At 55.6% G+C, this 23,085-nt stretch carries 22 protein-coding genes and 1 riboswitch; of the genes, 13 read left to right on the forward strand and 9 right to left on the reverse strand.

Annotated features, from left to right (window positions below):
* Positions 1-39 precede the first annotated feature (39 nt).
* The 3 genes from MKY58_RS02095 to MKY58_RS02105 all read left to right on the forward strand — a co-directional run bounded on the left by MKY58_RS02095 (position 40) and on the right by MKY58_RS02105 (position 4,899).
* Positions 40-3,123 carry a DEAD/DEAH box helicase gene (locus MKY58_RS02095; RefSeq protein ID WP_339323258.1) on the forward strand — a complete coding sequence of 1,028 codons (3,084 nt, stop codon included), beginning with the start codon at positions 40-42 and terminating at the stop codon, positions 3,121-3,123.
* Between the two features lie 40 nt (positions 3,124-3,163).
* The gene (locus MKY58_RS02100; RefSeq protein ID WP_339323259.1) at positions 3,164-3,895 is read left to right on the forward strand and encodes a hypothetical protein; all 732 of its coding nucleotides are present in this window, start codon (positions 3,164-3,166) and stop codon (positions 3,893-3,895) included.
* A gap of 173 nt (positions 3,896-4,068) precedes the next feature.
* Positions 4,069-4,899, forward strand: a complete 831-nt coding sequence (locus tag MKY58_RS02105; protein WP_036708743.1) for a M15 family metallopeptidase — start codon at positions 4,069-4,071, stop codon at positions 4,897-4,899.
* Between the two features lie 137 nt (positions 4,900-5,036).
* Here MKY58_RS02105 and MKY58_RS02110 read toward each other — a convergent pair whose 3' ends face one another.
* Entirely contained in the window at positions 5,037-5,771 is a 735-nt protein-coding gene (locus MKY58_RS02110) for a GTP pyrophosphokinase family protein (protein ID WP_052146902.1), read from the reverse strand.
* 278 nt (positions 5,772-6,049) lie between these two features.
* Positions 6,050-6,535: a MarR family transcriptional regulator gene (locus tag MKY58_RS02115; RefSeq protein WP_339323260.1), complete on the reverse strand. Its 486-nt coding sequence runs from the start codon at positions 6,533-6,535 to the stop codon at positions 6,050-6,052.
* Between the two features lie 214 nt (positions 6,536-6,749).
* Between MKY58_RS02115 and MKY58_RS02120 the strand changes: the two genes are divergently transcribed.
* Genes MKY58_RS02120 through MKY58_RS02130 form a run of 3 tightly spaced genes read left to right on the forward strand, consistent with a single transcriptional unit; the run spans position 6,750 to position 10,098 of the window.
* Positions 6,750-7,499, forward strand: coding sequence for an SDR family oxidoreductase (locus MKY58_RS02120; RefSeq protein ID WP_339323261.1), 750 nt, complete (start codon positions 6,750-6,752; stop codon positions 7,497-7,499).
* A 20-nt stretch (positions 7,500-7,519) separates the two neighbouring features.
* Complete coding sequence (locus MKY58_RS02125; protein ID WP_052146911.1) at positions 7,520-7,957, forward strand: SgcJ/EcaC family oxidoreductase; 438 nt, start codon at positions 7,520-7,522, stop codon at positions 7,955-7,957.
* A gap of 53 nt (positions 7,958-8,010) precedes the next feature.
* Entirely contained in the window at positions 8,011-10,098 is a 2,088-nt protein-coding gene (locus tag MKY58_RS02130) for a multicopper oxidase family protein (RefSeq protein WP_339323262.1), read from the forward strand.
* Positions 10,099-10,259: 161 nt separating this feature from the next.
* On the opposite strand, the gene MKY58_RS02135 is transcribed toward MKY58_RS02130, so the two are convergent.
* Positions 10,260-12,401 carry an ATP-dependent helicase gene (locus MKY58_RS02135; RefSeq protein WP_339323263.1) on the reverse strand — a complete coding sequence of 714 codons (2,142 nt, stop codon included), beginning with the start codon at positions 12,399-12,401 and terminating at the stop codon, positions 10,260-10,262.
* A 336-nt stretch (positions 12,402-12,737) separates the two neighbouring features.
* Here MKY58_RS02135 and MKY58_RS02140 point away from each other — a divergent pair, with 336 nt between their 5' ends.
* Together MKY58_RS02140 and MKY58_RS02145 are read left to right on the forward strand one after the other, a co-directional pair.
* On the forward strand, positions 12,738-13,529 hold the full coding sequence (locus MKY58_RS02140; RefSeq protein WP_339323264.1) for a zinc ribbon domain-containing protein: 792 nt from the start codon (positions 12,738-12,740) through the stop codon (positions 13,527-13,529).
* A 79-nt stretch (positions 13,530-13,608) separates the two neighbouring features.
* A complete protein-coding gene (locus MKY58_RS02145; RefSeq protein WP_339323265.1) occupies positions 13,609-14,421 on the forward strand; it encodes a helix-turn-helix domain-containing protein in 813 nt (270 codons plus the stop codon).
* Positions 14,422-14,578: 157 nt separating this feature from the next.
* Here the strand turns inward: MKY58_RS02145 and MKY58_RS02150 are convergent, their stop codons facing one another.
* On the reverse strand, positions 14,579-15,229 hold the full coding sequence (locus tag MKY58_RS02150) for an NUDIX domain-containing protein (RefSeq protein ID WP_339323266.1): 651 nt from the start codon (positions 15,227-15,229) through the stop codon (positions 14,579-14,581).
* A gap of 88 nt (positions 15,230-15,317) precedes the next feature.
* Between MKY58_RS02150 and MKY58_RS02155 the strand changes: the two genes are divergently transcribed.
* On the forward strand, positions 15,318-15,623 hold the full coding sequence (locus MKY58_RS02155; RefSeq protein ID WP_339323267.1) for a hypothetical protein: 306 nt from the start codon (positions 15,318-15,320) through the stop codon (positions 15,621-15,623).
* Between the two features lie 67 nt (positions 15,624-15,690).
* On the opposite strand, the gene mscL is transcribed toward MKY58_RS02155, so the two are convergent.
* A complete protein-coding gene (gene mscL, locus MKY58_RS02160; protein ID WP_339323268.1) occupies positions 15,691-16,179 on the reverse strand; it encodes a large-conductance mechanosensitive channel protein MscL in 489 nt (162 codons plus the stop codon).
* Between the two features lie 193 nt (positions 16,180-16,372).
* Positions 16,373-16,473: riboswitch (purine riboswitch) on the forward strand.
* Positions 16,474-16,693: 220 nt separating this feature from the next.
* Here mscL and MKY58_RS02165 point away from each other — a divergent pair.
* Complete coding sequence (locus MKY58_RS02165; RefSeq protein ID WP_036708925.1) at positions 16,694-17,263, forward strand: xanthine phosphoribosyltransferase; 570 nt, start codon at positions 16,694-16,696, stop codon at positions 17,261-17,263.
* Between the two features lie 36 nt (positions 17,264-17,299).
* Entirely contained in the window at positions 17,300-18,640 is a 1,341-nt protein-coding gene (locus MKY58_RS02170) for a nucleobase:cation symporter-2 family protein (protein ID WP_036708772.1), read from the forward strand.
* 44 nt (positions 18,641-18,684) lie between these two features.
* Here the strand turns inward: MKY58_RS02170 and MKY58_RS02175 are convergent, their stop codons facing one another.
* From MKY58_RS02175 to MKY58_RS02190, 4 genes are all read right to left on the reverse strand, one after another.
* On the reverse strand, positions 18,685-19,581 hold the full coding sequence (locus MKY58_RS02175; protein ID WP_339323269.1) for a diacylglycerol kinase family protein: 897 nt from the start codon (positions 19,579-19,581) through the stop codon (positions 18,685-18,687).
* Between the two features lie 94 nt (positions 19,582-19,675).
* Positions 19,676-20,017, reverse strand: a complete 342-nt coding sequence (locus MKY58_RS02180) for a hypothetical protein (RefSeq protein ID WP_339323270.1) — start codon at positions 20,015-20,017, stop codon at positions 19,676-19,678.
* Between the two features lie 124 nt (positions 20,018-20,141).
* Positions 20,142-20,426, reverse strand: a complete 285-nt coding sequence (locus MKY58_RS02185) for a hypothetical protein (RefSeq protein ID WP_036708775.1) — start codon at positions 20,424-20,426, stop codon at positions 20,142-20,144.
* Positions 20,427-20,482: 56 nt separating this feature from the next.
* The gene (locus MKY58_RS02190; protein ID WP_339323271.1) at positions 20,483-21,496 is read right to left on the reverse strand and encodes a serine hydrolase; all 1,014 of its coding nucleotides are present in this window, start codon (positions 21,494-21,496) and stop codon (positions 20,483-20,485) included.
* Positions 21,497-21,892: 396 nt separating this feature from the next.
* Between MKY58_RS02190 and MKY58_RS02195 the strand changes: the two genes are divergently transcribed.
* A complete protein-coding gene (locus MKY58_RS02195; RefSeq protein ID WP_036651115.1) occupies positions 21,893-22,081 on the forward strand; it encodes a hypothetical protein in 189 nt (62 codons plus the stop codon).
* 161 nt (positions 22,082-22,242) lie between these two features.
* Complete coding sequence (map, locus tag MKY58_RS02200; RefSeq protein WP_339323273.1) at positions 22,243-22,992, forward strand: type I methionyl aminopeptidase; 750 nt, start codon at positions 22,243-22,245, stop codon at positions 22,990-22,992.
* Positions 22,993-23,085 lie beyond the last annotated feature (93 nt).

The following is a 23,085-nucleotide window of genomic DNA, read 5'->3' on the forward strand; positions in this document are numbered from 1 at the left end:
AGATATTATGTTTAATCACGGAAACGACAGGAGACAACCATGAATCAACCGCTATATGGCGTATGGCTAGGAGACGTGTTTTTTTGTTTTTCGGGAGAAATGTCCGAACCGAAGGTAGACGCGTGGAGCAAGGTCGTCAGATCGCTCCAGCTTCCGGACGGGTCGAAGCCGTTTAAGCAGGCGGTTCTCCGGCTGGCGGAGCTTCGGTACCCTTCGCCGTCCGCCGGCCAGCGAACGGCCCGGCGCGGCGAAAAGCGGCAGCTGATGGGCAGAACGCTGGAGGGGCTGGCCCTTTCGCCGGCCGATGCCTTTCACATGCTGCTCGCTTTGGATGAAGCCGCCTGCTCGCGCCTCGGCCTTCGGCCGGGAGCGGAGATGGGCTATTGGGCCAAGGCTGCGCGTTTTGCGCTGGAGCTGCTGATTCGCGGCCAAATCGCGCCGGGAACGGCCGAGGTATCCGCGGGAGGCACCCGGCGGCGCGCGGGCGTGCTTGCGCTGACGGGCAGCTGGAAGCCAAGGCTGCGCGAGCCGCATGACGTGGAGCGTTTCAGGCAGCTTGCCGGCGCCATGCCGCCGGTCGGGCTTGGCGTGCCCGCGCTTCTTGGAAGCGAGCCGATGACGAAACATGAGGCGGGGGCAGCGGTGCTGCATTCGTTTCTCAGCGCGATGATCCATGCCAGCGTGCAGGAGATCGTGCGGGCGCAGGAAGGCAAGCTGTCGCGGTATCAGGCCGACTACCGGCGCGGAACGTCGCCGCTGGCCGAGCTTTGGTGGAACAGCCTGCTGACGGCGAGCCGGACGATTTCCGTTCAGGGAACGACGGAAGAGATCACGGGTTTGGCCGAGGACGTGGCGGCCGCGGGGTTTACTTCGGTTCCCGAAGGCCCGCAGGACGAGGAGCGTTCCAGGTCCGGCCGGCTGCGGCTCGGATTTCGCCTTGCTCCGAACCATACGGAGGAGCAGGAGCGCTGGAAGGTAACCTTTTGGGCGGAATTTCAGGACGAATTCGGCGCCTGGCTGCCGGCCGCGGCGATCTGGGGATACAAGGAACGCGACATTGAGCGGCGCGGGAAAACCTATATGAACGTGCAGGAGCAAATGCTGACCCTGCTGGGGGAAGCGGCCGAACTCTCCCCTGAAATCGCCGCGGCGCTTACCGTGCCTGCGCCCCAGGGGTTGGAGCTGTCGAGCGAAGAAATGGTGGCGTTCGTAAGGCATTCGGTTCCGCGGCTGAACAAGGCGGGAATGGCCGTGCAGATGCCGTCCAAATGGAGCCGGAAGGGCCGGCGGCGGGTCGGGTTGTCTTTAAAAATGCAAACCGACGACCATAAACCGGGCCTCCCCGTGGTCGGCATGGAGCAGCTGGTCTCCTTCCGCGTGGAGGCGGCGCTTGACGGGCTAACGCTGTCGCGCGAGGAGCTGGCCGAGCTGGCCGAAGCTTCCTTGCCTTACGTCAAATTCCGCGGGGAATGGATCGAGCTGGATTTGAAGGAAATCCGCCAGGTTCTCCGCTATTTGAAAAAACATGACGAAGGCGAAATGGACCTTTCGGAATGGCTTCATTTATCGGCGGAAGAAGGCGGGGAGCGGTTCTGGAAAGGCATTCCGGTGCTCGGGCTTGAAACGGCCGGGTACCTTGAGTCGCTGCTGGGCGAAGACGGCCCGCGCAAAGTGCCGGTCAGACCGGTGCCGGCATCGCTGCACGGCGTGCTGCGCCCGTATCAGGAGCGGGGATTTCAATGGCTGTCCGCCATGAGGGACATGGGCTTCGGCGTCTGCCTGGCGGATGACATGGGTTTGGGCAAAACGATTCAGGTCATTACTTGCCTGCTGGAACAGCACCGGAAGGGCATGAATCCGGTCCTGATCGTATGCCCGACGTCGCTGCTCGGCAACTGGCAGCGCGAGCTGCAGCGGTTTGCCCCGGATTTGAACCTGTATATCCACCACGGCAACCGCCGGCTGCACGGCGAACAGTTTTTGCAGGAAGCCGGCAAACATGACCTGGTGTTGACCACGTACCACTTGGCGGGAAGGGACGGAGCAGACCTGGCCGCCATGGCCTGGACGTCCGTCGTGTTGGATGAAGCCCAATACATTAAAAACCACCGCACCAAACAGGCGCAGAGCGTGATGAAGCTGTCGGCCCCCCACCGCATCGCGATGACGGGAACGCCGGTGGAGAACCGCCTGGGCGAGCTTTGGTCGATTTTTCACTTTTTGAATCCGGGATACCTCGGCACCGCGACATCGTTCCGGCAGCGTTATACGGCCAGCGATGCAGGGACGGAAAAACTGCAGGAGCTTCATAAGCTGGTCGCTCCCTTTATGCTGCGGCGCCTCAAAAGCGACCCGGATATCCGCAAGGATTTGCCGGAGAAGCTGGAAATCAAGTCGTATTGCGCGCTCACGCCGGTTCAGGGTGCCATGTACCAGGCCGTCGTCGAGCAGGTGATGGAGCAAATCGGGAACGAAACCGGCATTGCCCGCAAAGGGCTCGTGTTGTCCTCGCTGACCAAGCTGAAGCAGATTTGCGATTCGCCGCAGCTGCTCGGCAGGGAAGAAAAAGGGTCCAAGGGCGAATCCTCCGGCAAAATGGAGCGGCTCTGCGAGCTGCTTGACCAGATTCAGGAATCGGGGGAAGCCGCTTTGATTTTTACGCAATACGTGGCGATGGGGCATCTGATCGTGGCGCGCCTGGAGCAGCGGTACGGCGTCAAACCGTTCTTTTTGCACGGGGGCGTCTCCAAGCAGGAACGGGACCAGATGGTCAGCGCGTTCCAGAACGGGAAGGGTTCGCCGTTTTTCGTGCTTTCGCTGAAAGCGGGGGGAGTCGGCTTGAACCTGACCCGGGCGAACCATGTGCTGCATTACGACCGGTGGTGGAACCCGGCGGTGGAGAACCAGGCGACGGACCGCGTATTCCGCATCGGCCAGCAGAAAAACGTCCAGGTCCACAAGCTGATCTGCCAAGGAACGCTGGAAGAGCGGATCGACGAGCTGATCGAACATAAAAAGGCGTTGTCCGAGCAGGTCGTCGGCTCCGGGGAAACGTGGCTGACGGAAATGTCCGACAGCGAGCTCAGGGAACTGATTACGCTTCAGGGAGAAGATTGGATGTAACCTTCAAGAAGTAAGAACACAGCAGACCGGGAGGGGTACGATGACGAATTACATGGATACGTTCGAGCTGAGCATTGTCCCCGGCTGGATTCATGCCACAGCGGCGCCGGTCAAGGAGATCAGGCAAGGTGCGCCCTGGGAGGCCCATATACCGGCGGCTCCTTTTGCCGCGGAGGAAACCGCGGACATTCTCAGGGAGCTTGCCGGACATCCGCTTGAACTGCATGCTTTGCTGAAAGGGCAAATGCCTTTATGGCTCGAGGAGGACGTCATGTCGCAGTATGCGCCGGATTTGGACCAGGCAACATGCGCATGCGGGCAGGATGGCTGCGATCATATCCGGCTGGTTTTGGAAGAAGCGGAGCGAAAGTTTCGGGCGGAGCCGCTGCTCCGTTTGGCGCTGCTGGGGCTGCCGAGGGACCAGCTGCTGAACGCCGTCTTCCGGGATTGGGCCGAGCGGGTGCCTCCGGCCGCCGAATCCTCGGACGGTGATGCCTTGGGCAAACTTGAGGAAAAAGGAAAAGGCGGTCCGCTGGCGGGAGAATGGCTGGCCGAGGCTGCGGAGCAGGGTAAACTGCATGAGCCGGGAGCGGGGTTTCGCGACGTGGCTGTTTCATTGCGGACGGAGCCGGTTGACGAATTCGAGGTCGACGATTGGGCGGCGCTGCTGCCCCGGGTGAAGAACGTGCAGCAGATCATTCGCCAAATCGCGTCCGATGCAGCCGATAAAGCGCGGGAACGCGCGGACAAAATAAACAATCCGGCTCCATGACCCGCTGAAGGGTTCCGCAGTCTGCTTTTGGGGCTGCCGAACGGTCCCGTGACGATCCGTGACGTTCCATGCGCGATGCGCTTATTCCCAAAATTCGACTTGTTTTGCCGCAACTCCAAGAATCAAGTACAATGGACATAAATGACTGGCGAGGCAGAGTTAGGAGAATGGACATGAGCATGCAAACATGGAAAAAGGGATTATGGACGTGCCTGCTGGTAACCGCGCTTGTGCTTCCGACGGCCGTGCTGAGCGGCTGCGAGAAGACGGGCGGTTCCGGCAGCGAGCAGGGACAAGCCCTGAAAGGGGCGGGAAGCAGCGAACAGGAAAATCAGGTTCCGGCGGATCCGGTCATGCAAAAACGCAGCGAAAGCTCGCTGCAGGCGACGATCAAGGAAGAGGACGGAAAAGAAGTGGTCACGAATCCGGAGGCGATGACGGTCATCGTCAACAAGCAGCGGAGCCTGCCGGAAGGATACGAACCGTCCGACCTCGTGGAGCCGAACGTGCCGTTTTCCTTCGACGGGCCGCACGAGAAACGGCATATGCGCAAAGAGGCGGCTGAGGCCCTCGAAAAGCTGTTTGCGGGCGCGAAAGAGGACGGCATCGAGCTTCGGGCGGTCTCGGGGTACCGCTCGTACAAGCGTCAAAAATCCATTTACGAAAACAACGTACGGACCAAAGGCGAAGAATATGCTTCCCGCGTAAGCGCGGTGCCGGGAACGAGCGAGCATCAGACCGGCCTGACGATCGACGTATCCAGCCCGAGCGTCAACAATGAGCTGGAGGAAACGTTCGGCGACTCGCCGGAAGGCAAGTGGCTTGCCGAGCATGCGCCGGAATACGGCTTCGTGATCCGGTATCCTAAAGGCCGCGAGGACATTACGGGGTATGTGTACGAGCCGTGGCATATCCGCTACATCGGCGTGGACTTGGCGGAAGACGTGGCGAAAAGCGGCCTGACGCTGGAGGAGTATTTCGACGAGGCGAATATCAAGCTGTAGGCAAGGGAATAGAAGGTATCGCTTCCTTGGACAAAGATAAAGGACGGACAGGCATGTTAGCCTGATCCGTCCTTTTTTTGTGCAACGATGACTTGTCGTCCCGCTGTCGTTCATGGAGCACACGGGAAATTTCTGCCCTACTCCTCCTGGACTTCCTGCAATTCCTGCGGGTAATACTCCCCGGCCGACGCCAGGATTTCGTCGCGCAAGCGAAGCATTTGATGATCCAGCTTATCCGCGGCCACGGCCGCTTCCTTCAATTCGGTCACGACGTGGCGCGGAACCTGTTTATCGTATTTGTAAAAGATGATATGTTCCATGCTGGCCCAGAAATCCATCGCTAACGTCCGCATTTGAATTTCGACCTTCATCCAGCGCGTGCCTTCGAACAAAATGAGCGGGACCTCGACGATGACATGCAGGCTCTGGTAACCGTTAGGTTTTGGATTGGCGATGTAATCCTTGATTTCGATGATGCGAATATCGTCCCGATGCGAAAAATGATCGAGCAGACGGTAAATGTCCTGCACGAAAGCGCACACGATCCGCATGCCGGCAATATCGTGAATATGGTTCAAAATATTGTCCAGCGTAAACTCGATGCCCTTGCGCTCCAGTTTATTGATAATGCTTTTGGGTTCCTTGATCCGGACCTTGATATGTTCGATCGGGCTGTAGCCGTCTTGAAGCTTCAGCTCGGTCTTGATAAGTTTGATCTTATTTTGGAGCTCCTCCAGGGCAAGCTTATAAAGCATCGGAAGCCTTTTCCATTCATTGAATTGGTTCAGCAAATTGTTCTCGATATCAAGCTTTTCCAAATCCTTCAGGGTGACAGAGCCCACTGCAAGCTGATGATTCGATTCTTCTTTCAATGGTCGGTTCTCCTATATCTGCTTTTTTTGATGTGCCTTGCGACCGGATGCATGCTCCGATCCTCTACACTTATTTTACCTGAAAAGACGGACCCATGGCAAAAGCGTCATATGGGAATTGCGGATCGTTGTCATGTACCAAAAGATATCTGAAAGCAGCGGTCATATTCGAAATATCGGCTCATGAGGTTGATAAACCTCAACGAATGAAAACCCTTAAGCATCCCGTTTTTTTGGGAAAGCTTAAGGGTTTTTGCTGTACAGTACGGGCGGCGCTTTTAAGGTTGATTCTTCATTTTTTCCATTTCAGCCAACGTCATGTCATTGCATAGCCGGATGAATTCAAGGATCAAACGCGTTTGTTCCTCATCGTACCGCGAAAGGATCTGAAGCGTCGACTGCATGATCGACTCGAACTGGGGAGAGATTCGGGACGAGCTGCCTTCGGCAGGTTTGACTACTACGCGCCGCCGATCTTTCGGGTCCTTATCCCTAACGACATAACCGGCCTGCTCCAATCGGTCGATCACGTTGGTCACAGCGCCTGTGGTTAGTCCGGTTAATTCAGCCAGCTGACCGGCGGTAACGGGTCCGGTGCGATTCAAAAAATCCAGGCACTTGTGGTCGGTTGCATTCAACCCCAATTTTTCGGAAACGAGTTGGTGCAGCATCACCGCCCGCGCGCTGTTTTGGCGTAATTCGTAAACCAGATCCTGTTGCAGCGGAGTAAGGTCTGAAAAAAGATGGGAATGATCTCTTGACATTATCTAACCTCCAAGTTATTATGAATTTATCTTAATCAGTTAAGATAAATAATCGATAAAGATAAATGATTCATTAAGAAACTTTATTTACCAAGATAATATGCCACAAGTATACCATAACGCTGCATGATCGCCAAATTTTATCCGCGTAAGAGCCAATGAGGGCGAAATGATGAAAAAAGTAAAATATTTTAATTGATGGAGGGTACTGAGGATGGATTACGGTTTACGTGGAAAAGTGGTTTTGATTACCGGGGGTTCACGGGGAATTGGCAGAGCGGCCGCCCGGAAGTTCGCTGCAGAAGGCGCTCACGTATACATTACCTATTTGAGGAATCGAAGCGAGGCGGACCGAACGATCGACGATATTCACATGTCCGGAGGTTCCGCCCAGGCGGTCCAGCTATCCTTGAATGACGAGCAAAGCATCCAAGGGGTCATCAATCAAGTGAAGGAAGAGAGGGGCCGATTGGATGTGCTCGTGAATAATGCCGTGTATTGGGGGCAAGAGGCCCCGATCGAGGATCCTGCGAACGAGGCGTGGTTTTCCGTCATCGATCAGACCGTCAAGGGGACGTACCTCATTACGAAAGCGGCCGTTCCGCTTATGAAGCAGGGGGGATGGGGGCGACTGATTCATGTTTCCTCCAGCCTGGTTTACAGCGGCAAACCTAATGAATCCGCCAACGTAACCGCTAAAGCAGCTTTGCACGGATTCAGCCGCACCTTGGCGGTAGAGCTGGCTTCAGATGGGATCTTTTCCAATGTGGTTATTCCCGAATTAACGTTATCCGAATGGGTGTCGCACGCGTTCCCGCAACAGATGCTCGAAGAATACGCTCAATCGTTTCCGACCCAAAGAATGGGGACCCCGGAAGATGTCGCTAATTTGATCGTTTATTTGGGATCAACGGCAAACAGTTTTGTAAATGGCGAAGAAATCCGCGTTACAGGCGGCAAATAACAAAGGGAGAGTGAATGAACATGGAAAATCGCAACCAAATGAAAGAAATTGAAAGCTTGTTTGAGAAGATGAAGCTGGCTTGGGGCAAAGGCGATGGAGAGGCTTACGGCGCATGTTTCACGGAGGATGCCGACTATGTCACGTTTCAGGGGGAGCATCTGCAAGGCAGAAAAGCGATTGCCGATACGCATCAAGAACTTTGGAACAGCGTATTAAAGGGATCGACTCTGGAAGGCGAGATCAAGAAGATCCGCTTCGTGACACCGGACATCGCGATTTTTCATGGACTCGGCGTCGTCAAACTCAAGTGGCAAAAAACAGCCCCGAAGAAAAGGGATTCGATAAATACGAATGTTGCCGTCAAACAAAACGGCGAGTGGAAGATAGCCGCTTTCCAGAATAGCCGGATCTCGGGCCCGAGCCTCATGCAAAAAATATTTACGAAGCTTAGCAAATAACAATTTTTATTTAAGAGATACCCGGCTATTTTAACGGTGGAAAGGAAAACGCAATGTTCGAAACGATTGCAAGTATGATGTTAACCTATGCGATGACGGCACTATGGTTTATCGTCGGTACGGGAGCCGCGGGGCTCCCGTACGTTCAAAGTCATCGCCGGCTGAAAGTCTGGGGAATGCTATTGCGCTGCATAAGTTATATCGGTCTTGCACTGGCCTTGTTATGGTGCATCCTGATCGTCAGCCTATACGTTAGGTGCGGCTGGTTGTTCGTTGAGGGCATCGTCAAATCGATTTTTCCCATCATGTTGATCGGTTATATCCCCGTGGTTTTGTACACGCTCCCCCGCTTAAGAAGCTTTCGAGCATCCAGTCCCGACAAACGGCCTTCAGATACGCTGATCAAAACAAGCCATCCCATGCTCGTAATCCCGCCTTATGCGGCTGCTTTCGCTTCAGGCATTGCGGCTTTTCATACGATCTTTTCGCAACCGACCCTTCCGAGCCTGCTCGAAACGGCACAGATGATCGTTCTGTTTCTCTTCGTTCAGGTTGTCCCTTCCCTTTTCGTCATCAGGAGACATCAGGCGATTCTGAAGGGGGCATTCACTGCGGCTCCTTTTTGGAAAAGGCTGTTGAAGTTCTCCGTGTCGGGTGCGGCGACGGCGATCGTAACCATTGCGGTCGTGGTCGTTCAGGCTTGGGCAGACTTTAACGCGTCGAAACTGCCGGAGGCTTCGGATATGATGAATCATCAATGGATGGACGAAGGGGACGGTACGCCAACCATGATGATGTCCGGACATCATAACCATGCAAATATGGTGGAAGTATCGGCGCTTACGGGAGACATTTCTATTCCTGCGGATATTACGTATCTGCTCGTCGCGCAGAAGCGGGAAATTACGCTTGCATCGGGTGCCGTGGTCGAAGCCTGGATATATAACGGGGAGGTGGCTCCCGAGCTAAGAGCGCAGCAAGGAGATATGGTAGAGGTAAAGCTGATCAACAAGAATATCGATAAAGGAGTCACGATCCATTGGCATGGATACGATGTGCCGAACGCCATGGACGGCGTGCCTGGCATGACCCAAAACGTTGTCAATCCCGAGGAATCCTTCACTTATAAGTTTCGCGCCGAACAAGCAGGGACGTATTGGTTCCACTCCCACCAGCAGGCGGCAGAGCAAGTACGCAACGGTCTGTTCGGATCATTTGTCGTTGAACCCCAAAAGGAGACGATCCGCTACGATGAAGAGGTCACGCTCATCAATCATAACTGGAATACCGATCAAGGGGAGCGGACGGCTTTTGGGGATCAGGATCGTATGCAGAGGAAGCAGGTGAAGCCGGGGAAGATCATAAAGCTGAGGCTCATCAATGCCAATAATCAATCCCAGAAGTATTTGCTGCAAGGGAGCGATTATAAAATCACGAGTATTGACGGTACTCCCATTCAGCAGCCGGAGTCTTTATCGGATCAAACCGCATTCAGACTGGCGGCCGGCGGAAGATACGACGTCTCTTTTACGATGCCGGATCATCCGGTGCTCTTGAAATTAGGCGAATCTACGGATGCTGACGGACCGGGTATCCTTTTTTACGGCGATTCTCCGCCGGACACCATCCGGTTTCAAACGGAATCCAGCCTGTTTGATCCGTCCCGGTACGGGAAGCCTGCCGTGAATGAATGGACTGCTGCGACTGAGTTCGATAGGGAATTTACGATGATATTGGGAAACAGGATGGGATTCTACAACGGAAAATTCAACTATCTTTGGACCATTAACGGAGAAGTTTATCCTCATACGCCTACTCTTGTCGTCAAGGAAGGCGAGAAAATCAAAACGACCTTTATCAATAAAAGCCTCTCCGAGCATCCGATGCATCTTCACGGACATCATATGACGGTATTGAAGAAAAACGGGAAAAGCGTCGAGACGCCTTGGGTAACCGATACATTAAACGTCAATCCGGACGAAACGTATGAGGTGGCATTTACTGCCGACAACCCGGGTATGTGGATGGACCACTGTCATATACTCGACCATGCTTCGGTCGGCATGATGCTGCATCTGATGTATGACAATGTGATCCCCTCTTTTGAAGCGGGAACGAGATCGGGAAACATGCCCGAATAGCGTCAAGACCTATATAGAAGTAAAAGATATTTGCGAACTTTAGCAAATATGTACGCCCATATAAAAAGGCAGCCGACTTCTTTCAGTCAGCTGCCTTTTTTTTAACCAACCGCCAGATTTCTGGTCATTCCCCCGCGACCGGCAGCGGGCATTCCCGACAGCTATTGCCGGGTACGCTGCCTGGAACCCGCAGCAGGGCGGGTCGAAGCGGATTTGGATTCCTTGGCGGGTTTGATGCCGTAGGCCTCCAGCAAAAACCGCGACGGTGCGGCAGGCTTGCTGTGGTAATAGGCCGGCGAACTGATGTACAGCCGCTCCTTGGCCCGGGTCACGGCCACATAAGCGAGCCTTCGCTCCTCTTCCAGGGCCGCCTCATAAATTTGTTCCTCCGCCGCTTCGGGACGGACGGCTTTGAGCTCCTCCGGCGGTTTGTCTTTCAGGGCCGTGCTGTGCGGGAGAATGCCTTCGCTGGCCCCGATCAAATAAACGTACGGAAATTCAAGCCCTTTGGCCCGGTGGATGGTCATGAGTTGGACGGCATCGCCTTCGTTTTTGTCCTTCAGCGCCTCCATTCGGGCATGGCGCAAGGACAGCTCGTCCGCATAAGCGACAAACCGCTCCACCGAATCAAAACGCGCCGCGGCGCTTTCGAGTTCCTCGAGCGAATCGAGAACCATGTCCCTGTATTGCGTATATACAAGGGGATCGCCCGCCTGCACGTATTTATCGTAAAAAAGGCGGCGCATTTCCTGAAGCGCATAGGCGGGCTTCATCGCTTTCAATGATTTGATCAGCCGGATCCGCTCTTTCACGGCGTCCTGCTGAAACGATTGCAGCCTGCTCCAGCGCGTCAGATGGATAAGAGGGTATTTCTTCCGGGTTTCCTTTTCCTGCGCCAGAATGAAGGCATGGCCTTCTTCCTTGGGCACGTAAAGCGGGCCGAGCGCGCCCGGCAAAGCCTCCATTCGGCGCGGATTCAGGCTGAGCCGCAAATGGTCCATCAGCGGCTTGATCAGCGGCTGGTCGTAAAACACGGCCTGGCTGCCGTATTGCACGAACGGAATGTCGCGCATGAGCAGCTGCTCCAGAACGGCGCGGCTGCTGCCCGCGGTCCGGTGCAAAATGGCGATGTCCTTATACGCGGCTTTACCGCTCCGCACCTGGCGGGCGAGATGATCCACGACCCATGCGGCTTCCTCCTCGGGATGGGAAGGCCGGACATATTGCGGCATCCGCCCGGACGGGCCTGCAGCCTTGAGATCCTTCGGGCGGCGGGCCCGGTTGTGGCGCACGATGGCGCCGCCGAGTCCCAGGATCCGGCTGTCGCTCCGGTAATTGATATCGAGCGTGACGATTTTGCTTTCGGGATACAGCTTGTCGAATTCCAAAATCGACTCCTGGCGCGCTCCGTTAAACGTATATATGGTCTGGTCGTCGTCGCCGACCACGGCGAGGTTGCGGTGCGCCGCAGCGAGATATTGCACCAGCTCGTATTGAATCAGGTTCGTGTCCTGGAACTCGTCGACCATAATCCAAGCGTACCGGCTTTGCAGCCGTTTAAGGAACAGGCGGTCATCCATGCGCCGCCGCAGCTGCAGCAGGATGTCGTCGAAATCCCATAGGTTCCGCTCCTGCTTCCAGTCTTCATAGGCTGTCAGAATATTCTTGACCGCCACTTCATCGTCCGTTCGGTCCGGGAGCTCGTCGGCGCCTTTCCCCTGCATTTTCCATGCGGACAAAGCGGCAAGCAGCGTTTCGGGCTGGAAGGTCTGGGCGGAACCCAGCCGCCTTAGAACCATTTTCATAATGGTGTGCTGGGCGCCGAATTCGCCCAAAATCTGCTCCTTGTATCCATTCCGCCGCAGCATCAGAAGGGCGAAAGAGTGGAACGTCCTGGCCTCGACGGCATGGGCGGCGGCCGGACCGACGCCGGGCATGCGGGCGATTCGCTCCTTGATTTCGCGCGCCGCTTTGCTCGTGAACGTCACGAGCAAAATGCCGGAAGCCGGTACGCGCCGGACCGCAAGCAGGTAAGCGGTTCGCGCCGCGAGCACCGTCGTTTTGCCGCAGCCGGCCCCGGCAAGGATCAGCATCGGGCCTTCCCCGTGCCGTACGGCCTTGATTTGCGGCGCATTCAGCAGGATGCCGCTATTCTCCAGCTCGCGGAAGAAGAAGGCGTCCGGTTCATCGTTTTTGACCAGCTCGCGGCTGGTCAGCGTAGGTGCGGTTTTGGCCTGCGGAGGCGCGGCCGAAGCCGGCACTTGGGCTGGAACGCCTGTCGGCGTCAGCTGCGTGTTTACCATGGCTGCACCCTCCTTATGTCTGAAAATATTGAAGTTATCGATTGCTTTTTTAGCAGTGGCACATGAAATTTGGTATGATATAAGCACCCTAAACCGCATGCAGTCCATTATAACCCGAGCGGCGGCGGGCAGAGAAGGCCAAAGAAGAGTCTTTTCGCACATTTCACAGCAAAGCCAAGGCATGGTATCTTTGTAGCATGAGGTTTTGATGTCATCCAACAAAAAACGACGCTATTAAACATAGGCTTGCACCAATGGACAAGCGCTGCATGGCTTGCCGGGCCTAATATGGATTCATACACGAGATGATCAATTGGGGAACTGGAGGAGAAATCAATGAAAATTTTGCAAAGGCTTAAGGACGGAGCGAACCGGGCGACGGAAAAGGCGCAGGGCGCCGTGGAAATCAGCAAGCTGAACAACCAGATTGCCGACGTCCAAAAAGAAATGGAATTTCATTTTATCGAAATGGGACGCGTTTTTTATGAAGGGTACAGCCAGGAGGACATGACGCTGGCCGAAAAAGAGATGCTCAAACATTGCAAAACCTGCGACGGGCTGCAGGAGGAGATCGAGCAGCTGCGCCGCCGGATCGCGGAGCTGAAAAACGAAAAGCTGTGCAAATGCGGGCGCACAGTCGAACTGGACGCCAATTTCTGTCCTTCCTGCGGCAGAAGCCTGAAAGGCGAAGCGCCGGCAAGTGCGGGCGACGAAGGGCGCAAATCGCCCGCAGCTGCCAAATTCGAGGACGAGGACTTCGGCGAAACCAAAATTTACAGGGAACCGATCGTCCAGGACGACGACGATTTCGAATTCGAGCTGGCATTTGACAAGGAAGAAACCGGAGCCGCCGCGGAAAGCTTGTACGATTTTCCGGGGGGCAACGACTGGAAGGAGCCGCAAGAAGAAGAATTCGCCGATGAACGGGAACGCCGCCAGGCGGAGGAACGGGAACGCGAACGTCAGCTGGAGTTGGATGAACGAATCCGGTTCTGGAAAGAAAACAACGACGGTAAGACCGAGGCGGCTGGTGCATCCCAGCGCGATTCGGTGAAGTGCCAAATCTGCCGCGCCGATCTGCCGAAGGGATCGAAATGGTGCCCTCGATGCGGAGCGGAACAGATCTAGACGGCATAATGCCTATCGGGCACGATATCAATCATTTAACGACTAACGCAAGGGTTTGGCAGCTTGGGAGGACAGAAGAATGGAACAATTGCTACAGCATCTGCGGAATTTGAAATTCACCGAGATGGAAGCAAAAATAATGGTGGAGTTGGCCGGCAAGGGCCCTTCCTCGGGTTACGAGGTGGCAAAAGGGCTCGGCGTTTCCAGATCCAACGTATACGCCGCCCTGCAGCGCCTCGCGCAGCATGGATTTTTGCGCCGGAGCGCGGGGGAGCCGGTCCGCTACAGTATGCTGAAGCCAGAGGAACTGACGCGGATGATCTCCGGCCAGGTCAAGGAATCGCTCGCGTTTATCGAGACCAGAATGCCGAGAGTGGAATCGGAGCAGCAGCCGTTCTACAGCGTGGAGGGCGAGCGCAACGTGCTGGAGACGCTCTCCCGGGAGATGGAGCGGGCCGAACATGAAATCGTCGTCGACGTCTGGCGCGAGGAAGCGGCGCTGCTCAGGCAGGGCCTGGAAGAAGCGGAGGGACGCGGCGTCAAGCTGCTGTGGTCCTGCATGAGCGAGGAGGCCGGCAGCCGTTTCCTTCCTTGGCTTTCGTTCGGGCAGCAGAAGGACGGGGCGGCCTCGGGACGACGATTTTCGTTTGTCATCGACCGCCGCTGGTGCATGCTGGGCATGCGGGGGGACGACTGCACGACGCAAGGGCTGGTGACGGAGCATCCGGTCATGGTCGAGCTGCTGCTGCATCATTTTACGCAGGAAATGGTGCTTTACGAGCTGGAGCAGGATATCGGCGAGGAGCTGACGGAACGATACGGCCCGCGATATGAGCGGATCTACAGCAAATACATCGGGCCGGACCAACCGAAGGATTCCGGTCAGGACTAGGCGGGCTGCGGGCACAAGACGCGTCCGCCGGCCGTCCCAAGCAAGTTGTCGGAGAGGGCTCCCCCTCGGCGCTTGAAGCCGGGACGCCTGTCATTGAAGTTCATAGGTTTCGGGGATTGAAAAAGGACGCCGGGGGCGCCCTTTTGTTTTTAGCGTGTTATTTTTCATCCGGCCGCAGATGCTTTAACTTTTGGAACACATGGAGATAATCGTCATATTTATGCGGCACGAATTGGTGTATGCTTAGCGTAGCGGGGAACGTTTCCGGAGCGGCCTGCCCTTCCCGGACCGACGGGATTCCCGTCGCCGGAATGGCGTCCCTGCGGCCTTCGAACAGCGCGATGGCGTCGTCCAGCCGGGCTTCGTACAATCCCGCGACCTCTTCTTCCTGCAAGCGGTAAGCGGTGAGCGGAACATCGTGCAGCAGCCCGAACACGTAACATTTTTCCCTGTCGATAAACGATTTGCCGCCCGCCGTGCCTTCCGCGTAATGGCAGATCGTCCCGAGGGAGGTCAGCTGGTCCATCCGGACCGGGACGCCAAGCTCTTCCTCGACTTCCCGAATGGCGTCCTCAACGGTTTCTCCCGCGGAAAGATGCCCGGCAGCCGTAATGTCGAAATGCCCGGGAAAGGTATCCTTGCTGTCCTGCCGTTTCTGGAACAAAATGTGCCGGCCCTCCGGCGTATCCCTGACGATCCAGCAGTGGAAGGAATGGTGGAGATAGCCTTTGGCATGCACCTCGTCCCGGGGCGCGGTACCGATTTTGCGATCGTGTTCATCATATATATCGAATAATTCCTGACTCATGGATGCACCTCCGGGGTTATTATGAACATCGATTCCGGCTCAACGTCCGCATCTGTACGATATCTTATAAAAAAAGGAGAGAACGAGCATGGAATGCATCGTCCGCTTTGAAGTGAAATCCAAACAGGAGACCAAACGCCTGCGCGGTTTGCTTTTCGTCGAAAAGGGCAAAAAACCGGATACCGGGCAGCTCATCGACATGTTTAAGGACATGAATTACCACGTGGCGCTGGCGGATCCCGATAAACTGCTGTTTACGCCCACGGCGGCCGGCCAGACGTTCGACCACATTCGGGTCCTTGAGCTGGATACCGGGGAAGCCAAATACACCGAAGACCGGGATTTGAAAAAGGTCGTCACCACGCTGCTGCCGCAAAGGCCGCTGGGCCTGTAGCCTAACGGCCTTTGCAACCTGATATTCGGCTTTGGTCTTATTAGCCGGGAGCCGTAACGGGCGGCTTTTAGCCGTGCTCCGGCGCGCCTTCAAGCATCGAAGTGCAGTGTCCGCAGCGGGTAGCGGCCAAAGGGATCTCGGAAAGGCAGTACGGACATTCCTTCGTCGTTTTTTCCGGCTCCGGCTGCTCCTCTTTTTTCTCCCGTTTCAGCCAGTTGATGCCTTTAACGAGCAAGAAAATACAGAAAGCCACGATCAGGAAATCGATCACGACATTGATGAACTGGCCGATCGCGATGACCGGGGCGCCGATATCTTGGGCTTCCTTTAACGTGTGGATGGGATGTCCGTCCAGCGTTAGATTTGGTTTAAGCGGAATGATCAGTTGACCGAAATTCACGCCCCCCAAAAGCAGTCCGATCGGCGGCATTACGATATCGTTGACGACCGACGTGACGATTTTGCCGAATGCGCCCCCGATGATGACGCCGACCGCCAGGTCAACCACGTTGCCGCGGACGGCAAATTCCTTGAATTCTCTTAAAAAGCCTCTCAAAGCGTTTTCCCTCCCGATGATTTCGAATCTATCTGCTGACCAGTATGAAACATTGCCACTAAAGTATAAACGAGATTCGCGCCGAAATCAGCAGAAACGGTCGATTTTTTGCGTTTTTTGCGTCCTCCATCAAATACCTCTTTATTTTTGGCCCGGTTTTGCGGTATACTTCATGCATTGTCTCATATGTTTTTGCAAATTTTCATAGGTTTCTCGTATATGTGCAGGAATGGGCCTGCATGTCTCTACCCGATCACCGGAAATGATCGGACTACGGGAATAACAAGCAACCCGGGCCAACGTCCCGGCGTCTTTTCGTTTGTTACCGTAAGTCCGCTCGGTTTCGTGTCCTGCCAGCAAGGCAGTTCCCGGAAGAGGCGGGCTTTTTTTGTCATGACATTGCAGGAAGGATATGGCCGAATCGCGACGGATCGTCTTTTGCCGGGTTCCCGGGGAAGCCGCCGACGGAGATTGCAATGCCTTGAAAGAAAGAACTTTGGAGGGAGAAAAAACAATGCAGCTGCTGAAGGAGAAAGTCATGAAGGAAGGGATCGTGCTTAGCGATCAGGTGCTGAAGGTCGATTCGTTCCTGAACCACCAAATGGATCCGGTGTTGATGAAAGAGGTGGGCAAGGAGTTTAAACGGCTGTTTGCGGGACAAAAAATCGACCGCGTGCTGACGATCGAATCCTCGGGCATCGCGCCAGGCATCATGACGGCGCTTGAGCTGGAGGTTCCGCTCATTTTCGCCCGCAAGCAAAAGTCCCTGACGCTTCGCGAGGACATTTACGTGGAAAAGGTATATTCGTTCACGAAGCAGGAAACGAACGAAATCACCGTCTCCCGCAAGTTCATTCAGCCAGGGGAGCGCGTGCTGATCATCGACGACTTCCTGGCCAACGGGGAAGCGGCCTTCGGCCTTGCGCGCATCGTGGAGCAGGCGGGAGCGGAAGTGGCCGGCATCGGCATCGTCATCGAAAAAGCGTTCCAACCGGGCGGCCGTTTGCTGAAGGAAGCGGGCTACCATGTGGAGTCGCTCGTCCGAATCGCTGCGCTCGACAACGGCACCGTTACGTTTGCATAGAATCCAATCCAAAACTTCGGGAGGAATGAAATCCGTATGGAACCGACGAAGACAAGAAATCCATTCAAAACCTTTTCGTTAGGCATTCAGCACGTGCTTGCCATGTACGCGGGCGCGGTTATCGTGCCGCTGATCGTCGGGGGAGCGCTCAATTTTACGACGGAGCAGCTGACTTACCTGATTTCGATCGATTTGATGGCCTGCGGTTTGGCGACGCTGCTTCAAGTATGGGGCAACAAGTTTTTCGGCATCGGGCTTCCGGTCATGCTCGGCTGCGCGTTCCAGGCGGTATCGCCGATGATCGCCATCGGCATGAAAGACGGAGTATCAGCCATTTACGGCGCGATCATCGCTTCAGGTCTTTTCGTCGTTTTGTTTTCGGGGCTGTTCGGCAAATTGATCGCCTTTTTCCCGCCGGTCGTTACCGGGTCCGTCGTTACGGTCATCGGGGTCACGCTCATTCCGGTGGCGCTGAACGATCTCGGCGGCGGGGACGGCGCGAAGGCGGCAGGGGAGTTCGGAAGCCTGCTGAACCTCGGGCTCGGTTTCGGGGTGCTGCTGTTCATCGTTTTGATGAACCGGTTTGCCAAAGGTTTTATCCGCTCCATTTCGGTACTGATCGGACTTATTATCGGCACGCTCGTCGCCGCGCTGGCCGGGCATGTGGACTTGACGCCGCTCAAGGAAGCAAGCTGGTTCCATGCCGTCAGACCGTTTTATTTCGGAACGCCGACGTTCCATGCTTCCGCGATTATCACGATGATTCTGGTTTCGATCGTCAGCATCGCCGAGTCGACGGGCGTATTTATGGCTCTCGGCAAAATCGTCGACAAGGACGTTTCCTCCAAGGACCTGGCACGGGGTTACCGGGCCGAAGGCCTGGCGATCGTGCTTGGCGGATTGTTTAACTCCTTCCCGTACACGACGTACTCGCAAAACGTCGGCCTCGTTCAAATGAGCCGGGTGAAAACGAGGGACGTCATCGTCGTGGCCGGAGGGATTCTGATCGTCATCGGATTCGTTCCGAAAATCGCGGCCTTGACGCAGCTGGTTCCGACATCGGTGCTCGGCGGCGCGATGGTCGCCCTGTTCGGCATGGTCGTGTCTTCCGGCATCCGCATGCTGGGAGGCCAGGTCGACCTGAACAAGTTCGAAAACCTCTTTATCATCGCCTGCTCGGTCGGAATGGGACTGGGCGTGAGCGTTCATCCCGAATTGTTTGCGGCGCTGCCGGATTGGGCCCGCATTCTCGTCGATAACGGCATCGTGGCCGGAAGCGTCACGGCGATCGTTCTCAACTTGCTGTTTAACGGTCTTAAGGGCGGCGCGCTCTCCGGATCGAAGGACGCAGCCATGAAAGAAGGGCAAGCCGCGTAAGCGGGCTTGCCCTTTTTTTATGAAAAAAACGATGATGGCTTAAGTTATGCGGCATATACCCGTAAAGCGTTCGGCTCCACGGTGATATCCAGCGGCCCCGCGGACAGGTTTTCCCCGTCCCCGAGCGCAAGCCTGTGCTGATCAAATTCGACGGAAATGGCTTGGCCGCGCAAAAACGTCACGAACGGTAGGTTGACGTGCTTTCCGGTGAGCACCGTCGGGAACAGGCGCAGAAGCTGCAGCCGCGAGCAGCCGTGCACGATGCAAATATCGAGCTGGCCGTCCCCCGGGTGGGCATCCGGACAGATATGCAGTCCGCCTCCGTAGCTGCTGACGTTGGAAATGGCGGTAAGCCACGCATTCGGATAAGTGTTCGTCATCCCGTCGCAGGCGACGGTAACGCGGCACGGCCTGAATGTCAGCAGCGTATGCAGGATGCCCACGATGTAGGCGGCCCGACCGACCCTGAAAAAGTTGCATACCTTTTTATAGAGGCTGGCATTGACGTTTTCGGCTACTTGCGCGTCGAAACCGATGGCCAGTGCCGTCAATGTCAGCCCGTTTGCCGTCGCGATCAAATCCGCGGCCCGGGTCCGGCCTGCAAGCATGATATCGAGGGCGGACAACGGATCATGCGGGATGCCGAAGCCGCGCGCCGTGTCGTTGCCCGAGCCGGCGGGAATGACGGCAAGCGGGATCCCGAACTCCTTCAGGGCCGGCAGCACGCTGTGAATCGTGCCGTCGCCGCCGATGACGGCAACCCCAAGCCAATGTTCCGGCTCGGACAGCGTGGCGGCGATCACGTCCTCCGCCTGGCCGGCGCTTTCGGTGAATACGTGCCGGTAGCGGATCAGGCGCGCGTCGAGAGCAGCCCTGATTTTGATCCAGGTCCGGTAGCCGTTGCCGTTGCCGGACTTTTTATTGATCACGAACAAATACATTTTCTGTCTCCCCCATCGTCTCAATGAAACCCATGCTTTCATTGTAAGAACTCGGGAGGCAAAAGGGAATCACGAAATGCAGGGGAGAAGGATTTCATAGATGATGCAGCTGTTTCTCGGCCAAATCGCCGATCCAAGGCAGCTTCAGCCATTTTCCTTGCAGGGAAGCGAATAAAAGGACGATCCACATCACCAGCGTCAAGATGGAAAGAAGTCCGGCGATGAACGGACCGATCAAGGGGATGAACCCGCACAGCACATGGGCGATCATGACCGCGCCGAAGGCAAGGACGGATTGCAGCGCATGGAACATGACGAAGCGGCTGCGCTTCTCCAGCGCGAGAAACACGATGCCGCCGATAAAAGCGAACAAATAGCAGAGGGAGGCGGAGATATTTTCGGGCAGGCCCGTCGACGATTTGAAAAAAGGGGACATGGTATGCACACTCCTTGTCTTGCGCGGGATTGTTGTATAAACATATGTCCGGCTGAGACAAGTTATGAAAGGTATGCCAACAGAAAAGCATCCCGGAAGTCGGGATGCTTTTTCGCTATATTGATTATTGTGCGTCCCCGCCTTGCTGCTGTCTGCGCGGATGCGTAATTTTCCCGATTTTATCGGTATCGTTTTCTTTAGGCACCAGGCGCTCGTCCGTCCGGCCTTCGTGATGGTTATCGAACAGAAACTCGCTGAGCTGCCATTCGGTCGTTCCCATGATCGGATCGGCAGGGAAGTTTTCTCCCCGGTGCAGCACCTCTTCGCGGCCCCATTCGTTGGTATAAACGCCGTCCACTTCGACCTCCTCGCGGGAAATCGGCAGCATGGCTTTGTTTTTATCGCCCATTGATTAGTCCTCCTTCATCGCTGTGTAAAAAAGCATCCTTGTCGTCGCATGCATACTTAAGTTTCCCTGGCATGCCGGGGATTATCCGGCTGCGGGGCCTGGGCGACGGCTTCCAGGACGAATTCCTGCAACAGCGGGCGCGGATTTTTCCACCGGCTGACCTTGCTGTCGGCCGTAAACACGACCACGGTTTCTTTTTCGGGAAAAAGGTAAATTTGCTGGCCCCCATGGCCATGCGCGCAGCTGAACGTTTGGCCGTTCATTTTGCCGCACCACCAGCTGAACCCGTAATCCCCAAAGGCGGGATATCCTTCCGCATGGGGGCGAAGGGCCTCCGAAAGCCAGGAGGCAGGGATGACTTGCTCGCCGTTCCAGCGGCCGCCTTGAAGGCAGCACATTCCGAATTTGGCCATATCCCGCGATGCGAGGAACAAACCGACATGTCCCATGCTGTGGTTTTCGGGACTGGCGAGCCACTCCGATGGTCCGATGCCCAGCGGTCCGAACAGGTTCCTTTTTGCAAAAGCATGCGCATCCATGCCCGTGCATTCGCTGAGAATGACGGACAGCAGATGCGTGTCGACGCTGCGGTATTGAAAACGGCCGACCATATCGGGAAGCACCGGCAGGGAAAGGGCAAAAGCGGTCCAGCGTTTGCTGCGGTGCAGGCGGCCGATCATCGGCTCCCCCAGCTTTTTGCCGGTCTGCCACGCAAAGCCGGTGGTCATCGTGAGGAGCCTGCGCAAGGTCAAAGACCGATGCAGGGCGGGGTCGACGTCTTTTGCGGCATAATGCCGAAGCAGCCCGAGCAGCGGCTCGTCCAATGCGGGAAGCAAACCTTGCCCGGATGCGATTCCGATCAGGACGGAGATGAAGCTTTTGGTTGCGGAGCGCAGGTCGTTAAGCGATCCGGCATCATGGCCCCCGTAATATTTTTCGTAAATGAGCTTGCCGCTCCGGGCAACCAGGAAGCTTCGCATCTTCGGGAAGGTTTCGTTGATTTTGGCATGGGTCTGGTCCAGCAAACGAACATCGCAGCCGGCTTCCTCCGGTAACGAAACGGGCAGCACGCGAAGACCACCTCCTCAAGCTGAAATGATGCCCTGAAAAATCATTCTTATTATGGATTTAATCCTATCGGATGATGATAAATACAGGGAGTTCTTTTTGCCCGGAAGGTATCGCCGAAACCCGGCTTATTATCGTTCTTTAGTCATGTAAAAAAAGTTAATCTATTCATTTTTTTGGAAAGCTGTATTCCTTGCAAGAATATGATACAATGAAAGGAGTGATTCAGTTTTTACGCTTTTAGGTTAAGTACCATTACAGAACCTTGAAGCGAGCAGCCGGGAGCGTTCAGCCCAAACCTAATAACTGCATATGACTACTTCTTGGTGTCAGGTAAGGTCTTTTCGGCATTCTCTTAATTGGAGCAATCCATTCAAGTGTCTTGGGAGGGAACTATCATGGCAACGAAAGGTCACAACGAAGTCAAAGAAAGTCTGCGGGAAATGACACGGATTTTCCGGCCTAAGGATCCGAAGAAGTTTGTGAAGGAATATGTCCGGAAGTATCATATCATGGGAGGATACGAAGAGGAACTCACCTCGGTTGTAGAACATGAACTGGGAAGAATGAATTCTTCCGTTTCTTAATCACTTTGAATATAACGTAAAATATTTGAACCGTATTCTGTGAACGAGCTTCACGCCGAATACGGTTTTTTTTGTAGACCTGCTGCAGGATGCCCGCGTCGATGCATATAGTGTACCATCCGCTTCCGGATAGCAGTATGCTAGGCGAAAGGAGCAGCAGCATGGAGATCCGCTTGAAAAGCAAGGAAGAAATCGGGTATATGCGCGAAGCGGGGCGCATTCTATCGGCGTGTCACCGCGAAATTTCGCGGAGGATCGCTCCGGGAGTCACACCGCTTCAAATTGACGCTTTCGTCGAAGAATATCTGGCGAAACACGGCGCCGTTCCGGAACAAAAGGGGTACCGCGGTTTTCCGTTTGCCACTTGTTCTTCCGTCAATGACGTCGTCTGCCACGGCTTTCCGAACGACGTTCCGTTGTCCGAAGGGGATCTGGTCACAATCGACATCGTCGTGAACAAAGACGGCTGGCTGGCCGATTCGGGCTGGAGTTATGGCGTCGGGAAGCTGGGCAGGCCGCAGCAGAGGCTGATGCTTCGAACGGAGCAGGCGCTTTATGCCGGGATCGACCAGGCCCGGATCGGCCATACCACCGGAGACATCGGGCACGCGATCGAAAAAGCGGCGAAAAAAGGCCGATTCGGCGTCGTCAAGCCGCTTGTCGGCCATGGCATCGGAAGCCGGCTTCACGAACCGCCGGATGTGCCGAGCTATGGACGGCGCGGGGAGGGCGTCCGGCTCGTCGAAGGCATGGTCATTACCGTTGAACCGATCTTTACGTTGGGATCGACGGGAGCCGTATTGTGGGATGACGACGGTTGGACCATCCGGACGGCGGACGGCACCTGCGGCGTGCAGTTCGAGCACACGGTCGCGATCACGCCGGAAGGCCCCTTCATCATTACCGCTTAAAAACCAAGAAGCCGGAAGGCTTCTTTTTTGTTGCCGCCAAAAGCCCGAAGCTCGGCTTATCAAAGCCTGAAATAACGGCAACGCATTCGACGC

The organism is Paenibacillus sp. FSL W8-0194 (assembly GCF_037969745.1).
Lineage (GTDB): Bacteria > Bacillota > Bacilli > Paenibacillales > Paenibacillaceae > Paenibacillus_AQ > Paenibacillus_AQ cookii.

Coding starts and splice junctions, on each gene's coding strand:
- MKY58_RS02115 (WP_339323260.1), bottom strand. CDS start 6,535: ATGTCAAGAGATCATTCCCATCTTTTTTCAGACCTTACTCCGCTGCAA.
- MKY58_RS02195 (WP_036651115.1), top strand. CDS start 21,893: ATGGCAACGAAAGGTCACAACGAAGTCAAAGAAAGTCTGCGGGAAATG.
- MKY58_RS02095 (WP_339323258.1), top strand. CDS start 40: ATGAATCAACCGCTATATGGCGTATGGCTAGGAGACGTGTTTTTTTGT.
- map (WP_339323273.1), top strand. CDS start 22,243: ATGGAGATCCGCTTGAAAAGCAAGGAAGAAATCGGGTATATGCGCGAA.
- MKY58_RS02165 (WP_036708925.1), top strand. CDS start 16,694: ATGCAGCTGCTGAAGGAGAAAGTCATGAAGGAAGGGATCGTGCTTAGC.
- MKY58_RS02135 (WP_339323263.1), bottom strand. CDS start 12,401: ATGGTAAACACGCAGCTGACGCCGACAGGCGTTCCAGCCCAAGTGCCG.
- MKY58_RS02175 (WP_339323269.1), bottom strand. CDS start 19,581: ATGTATTTGTTCGTGATCAATAAAAAGTCCGGCAACGGCAACGGCTAC.
- MKY58_RS02185 (WP_036708775.1), bottom strand. CDS start 20,426: ATGGGCGATAAAAACAAAGCCATGCTGCCGATTTCCCGCGAGGAGGTC.
- MKY58_RS02150 (WP_339323266.1), bottom strand. CDS start 15,229: ATGAGTCAGGAATTATTCGATATATATGATGAACACGATCGCAAAATC.
- MKY58_RS02125 (WP_052146911.1), top strand. CDS start 7,520: ATGGAAAATCGCAACCAAATGAAAGAAATTGAAAGCTTGTTTGAGAAG.
- MKY58_RS02120 (WP_339323261.1), top strand. CDS start 6,750: ATGGATTACGGTTTACGTGGAAAAGTGGTTTTGATTACCGGGGGTTCA.
- MKY58_RS02145 (WP_339323265.1), top strand. CDS start 13,609: ATGGAACAATTGCTACAGCATCTGCGGAATTTGAAATTCACCGAGATG.
- MKY58_RS02170 (WP_036708772.1), top strand. CDS start 17,300: ATGGAACCGACGAAGACAAGAAATCCATTCAAAACCTTTTCGTTAGGC.
- MKY58_RS02100 (WP_339323259.1), top strand. CDS start 3,164: ATGACGAATTACATGGATACGTTCGAGCTGAGCATTGTCCCCGGCTGG.
- MKY58_RS02140 (WP_339323264.1), top strand. CDS start 12,738: ATGAAAATTTTGCAAAGGCTTAAGGACGGAGCGAACCGGGCGACGGAA.
- MKY58_RS02130 (WP_339323262.1), top strand. CDS start 8,011: ATGTTCGAAACGATTGCAAGTATGATGTTAACCTATGCGATGACGGCA.
- MKY58_RS02105 (WP_036708743.1), top strand. CDS start 4,069: ATGAGCATGCAAACATGGAAAAAGGGATTATGGACGTGCCTGCTGGTA.
- MKY58_RS02155 (WP_339323267.1), top strand. CDS start 15,318: ATGGAATGCATCGTCCGCTTTGAAGTGAAATCCAAACAGGAGACCAAA.
- MKY58_RS02180 (WP_339323270.1), bottom strand. CDS start 20,017: ATGTCCCCTTTTTTCAAATCGTCGACGGGCCTGCCCGAAAATATCTCC.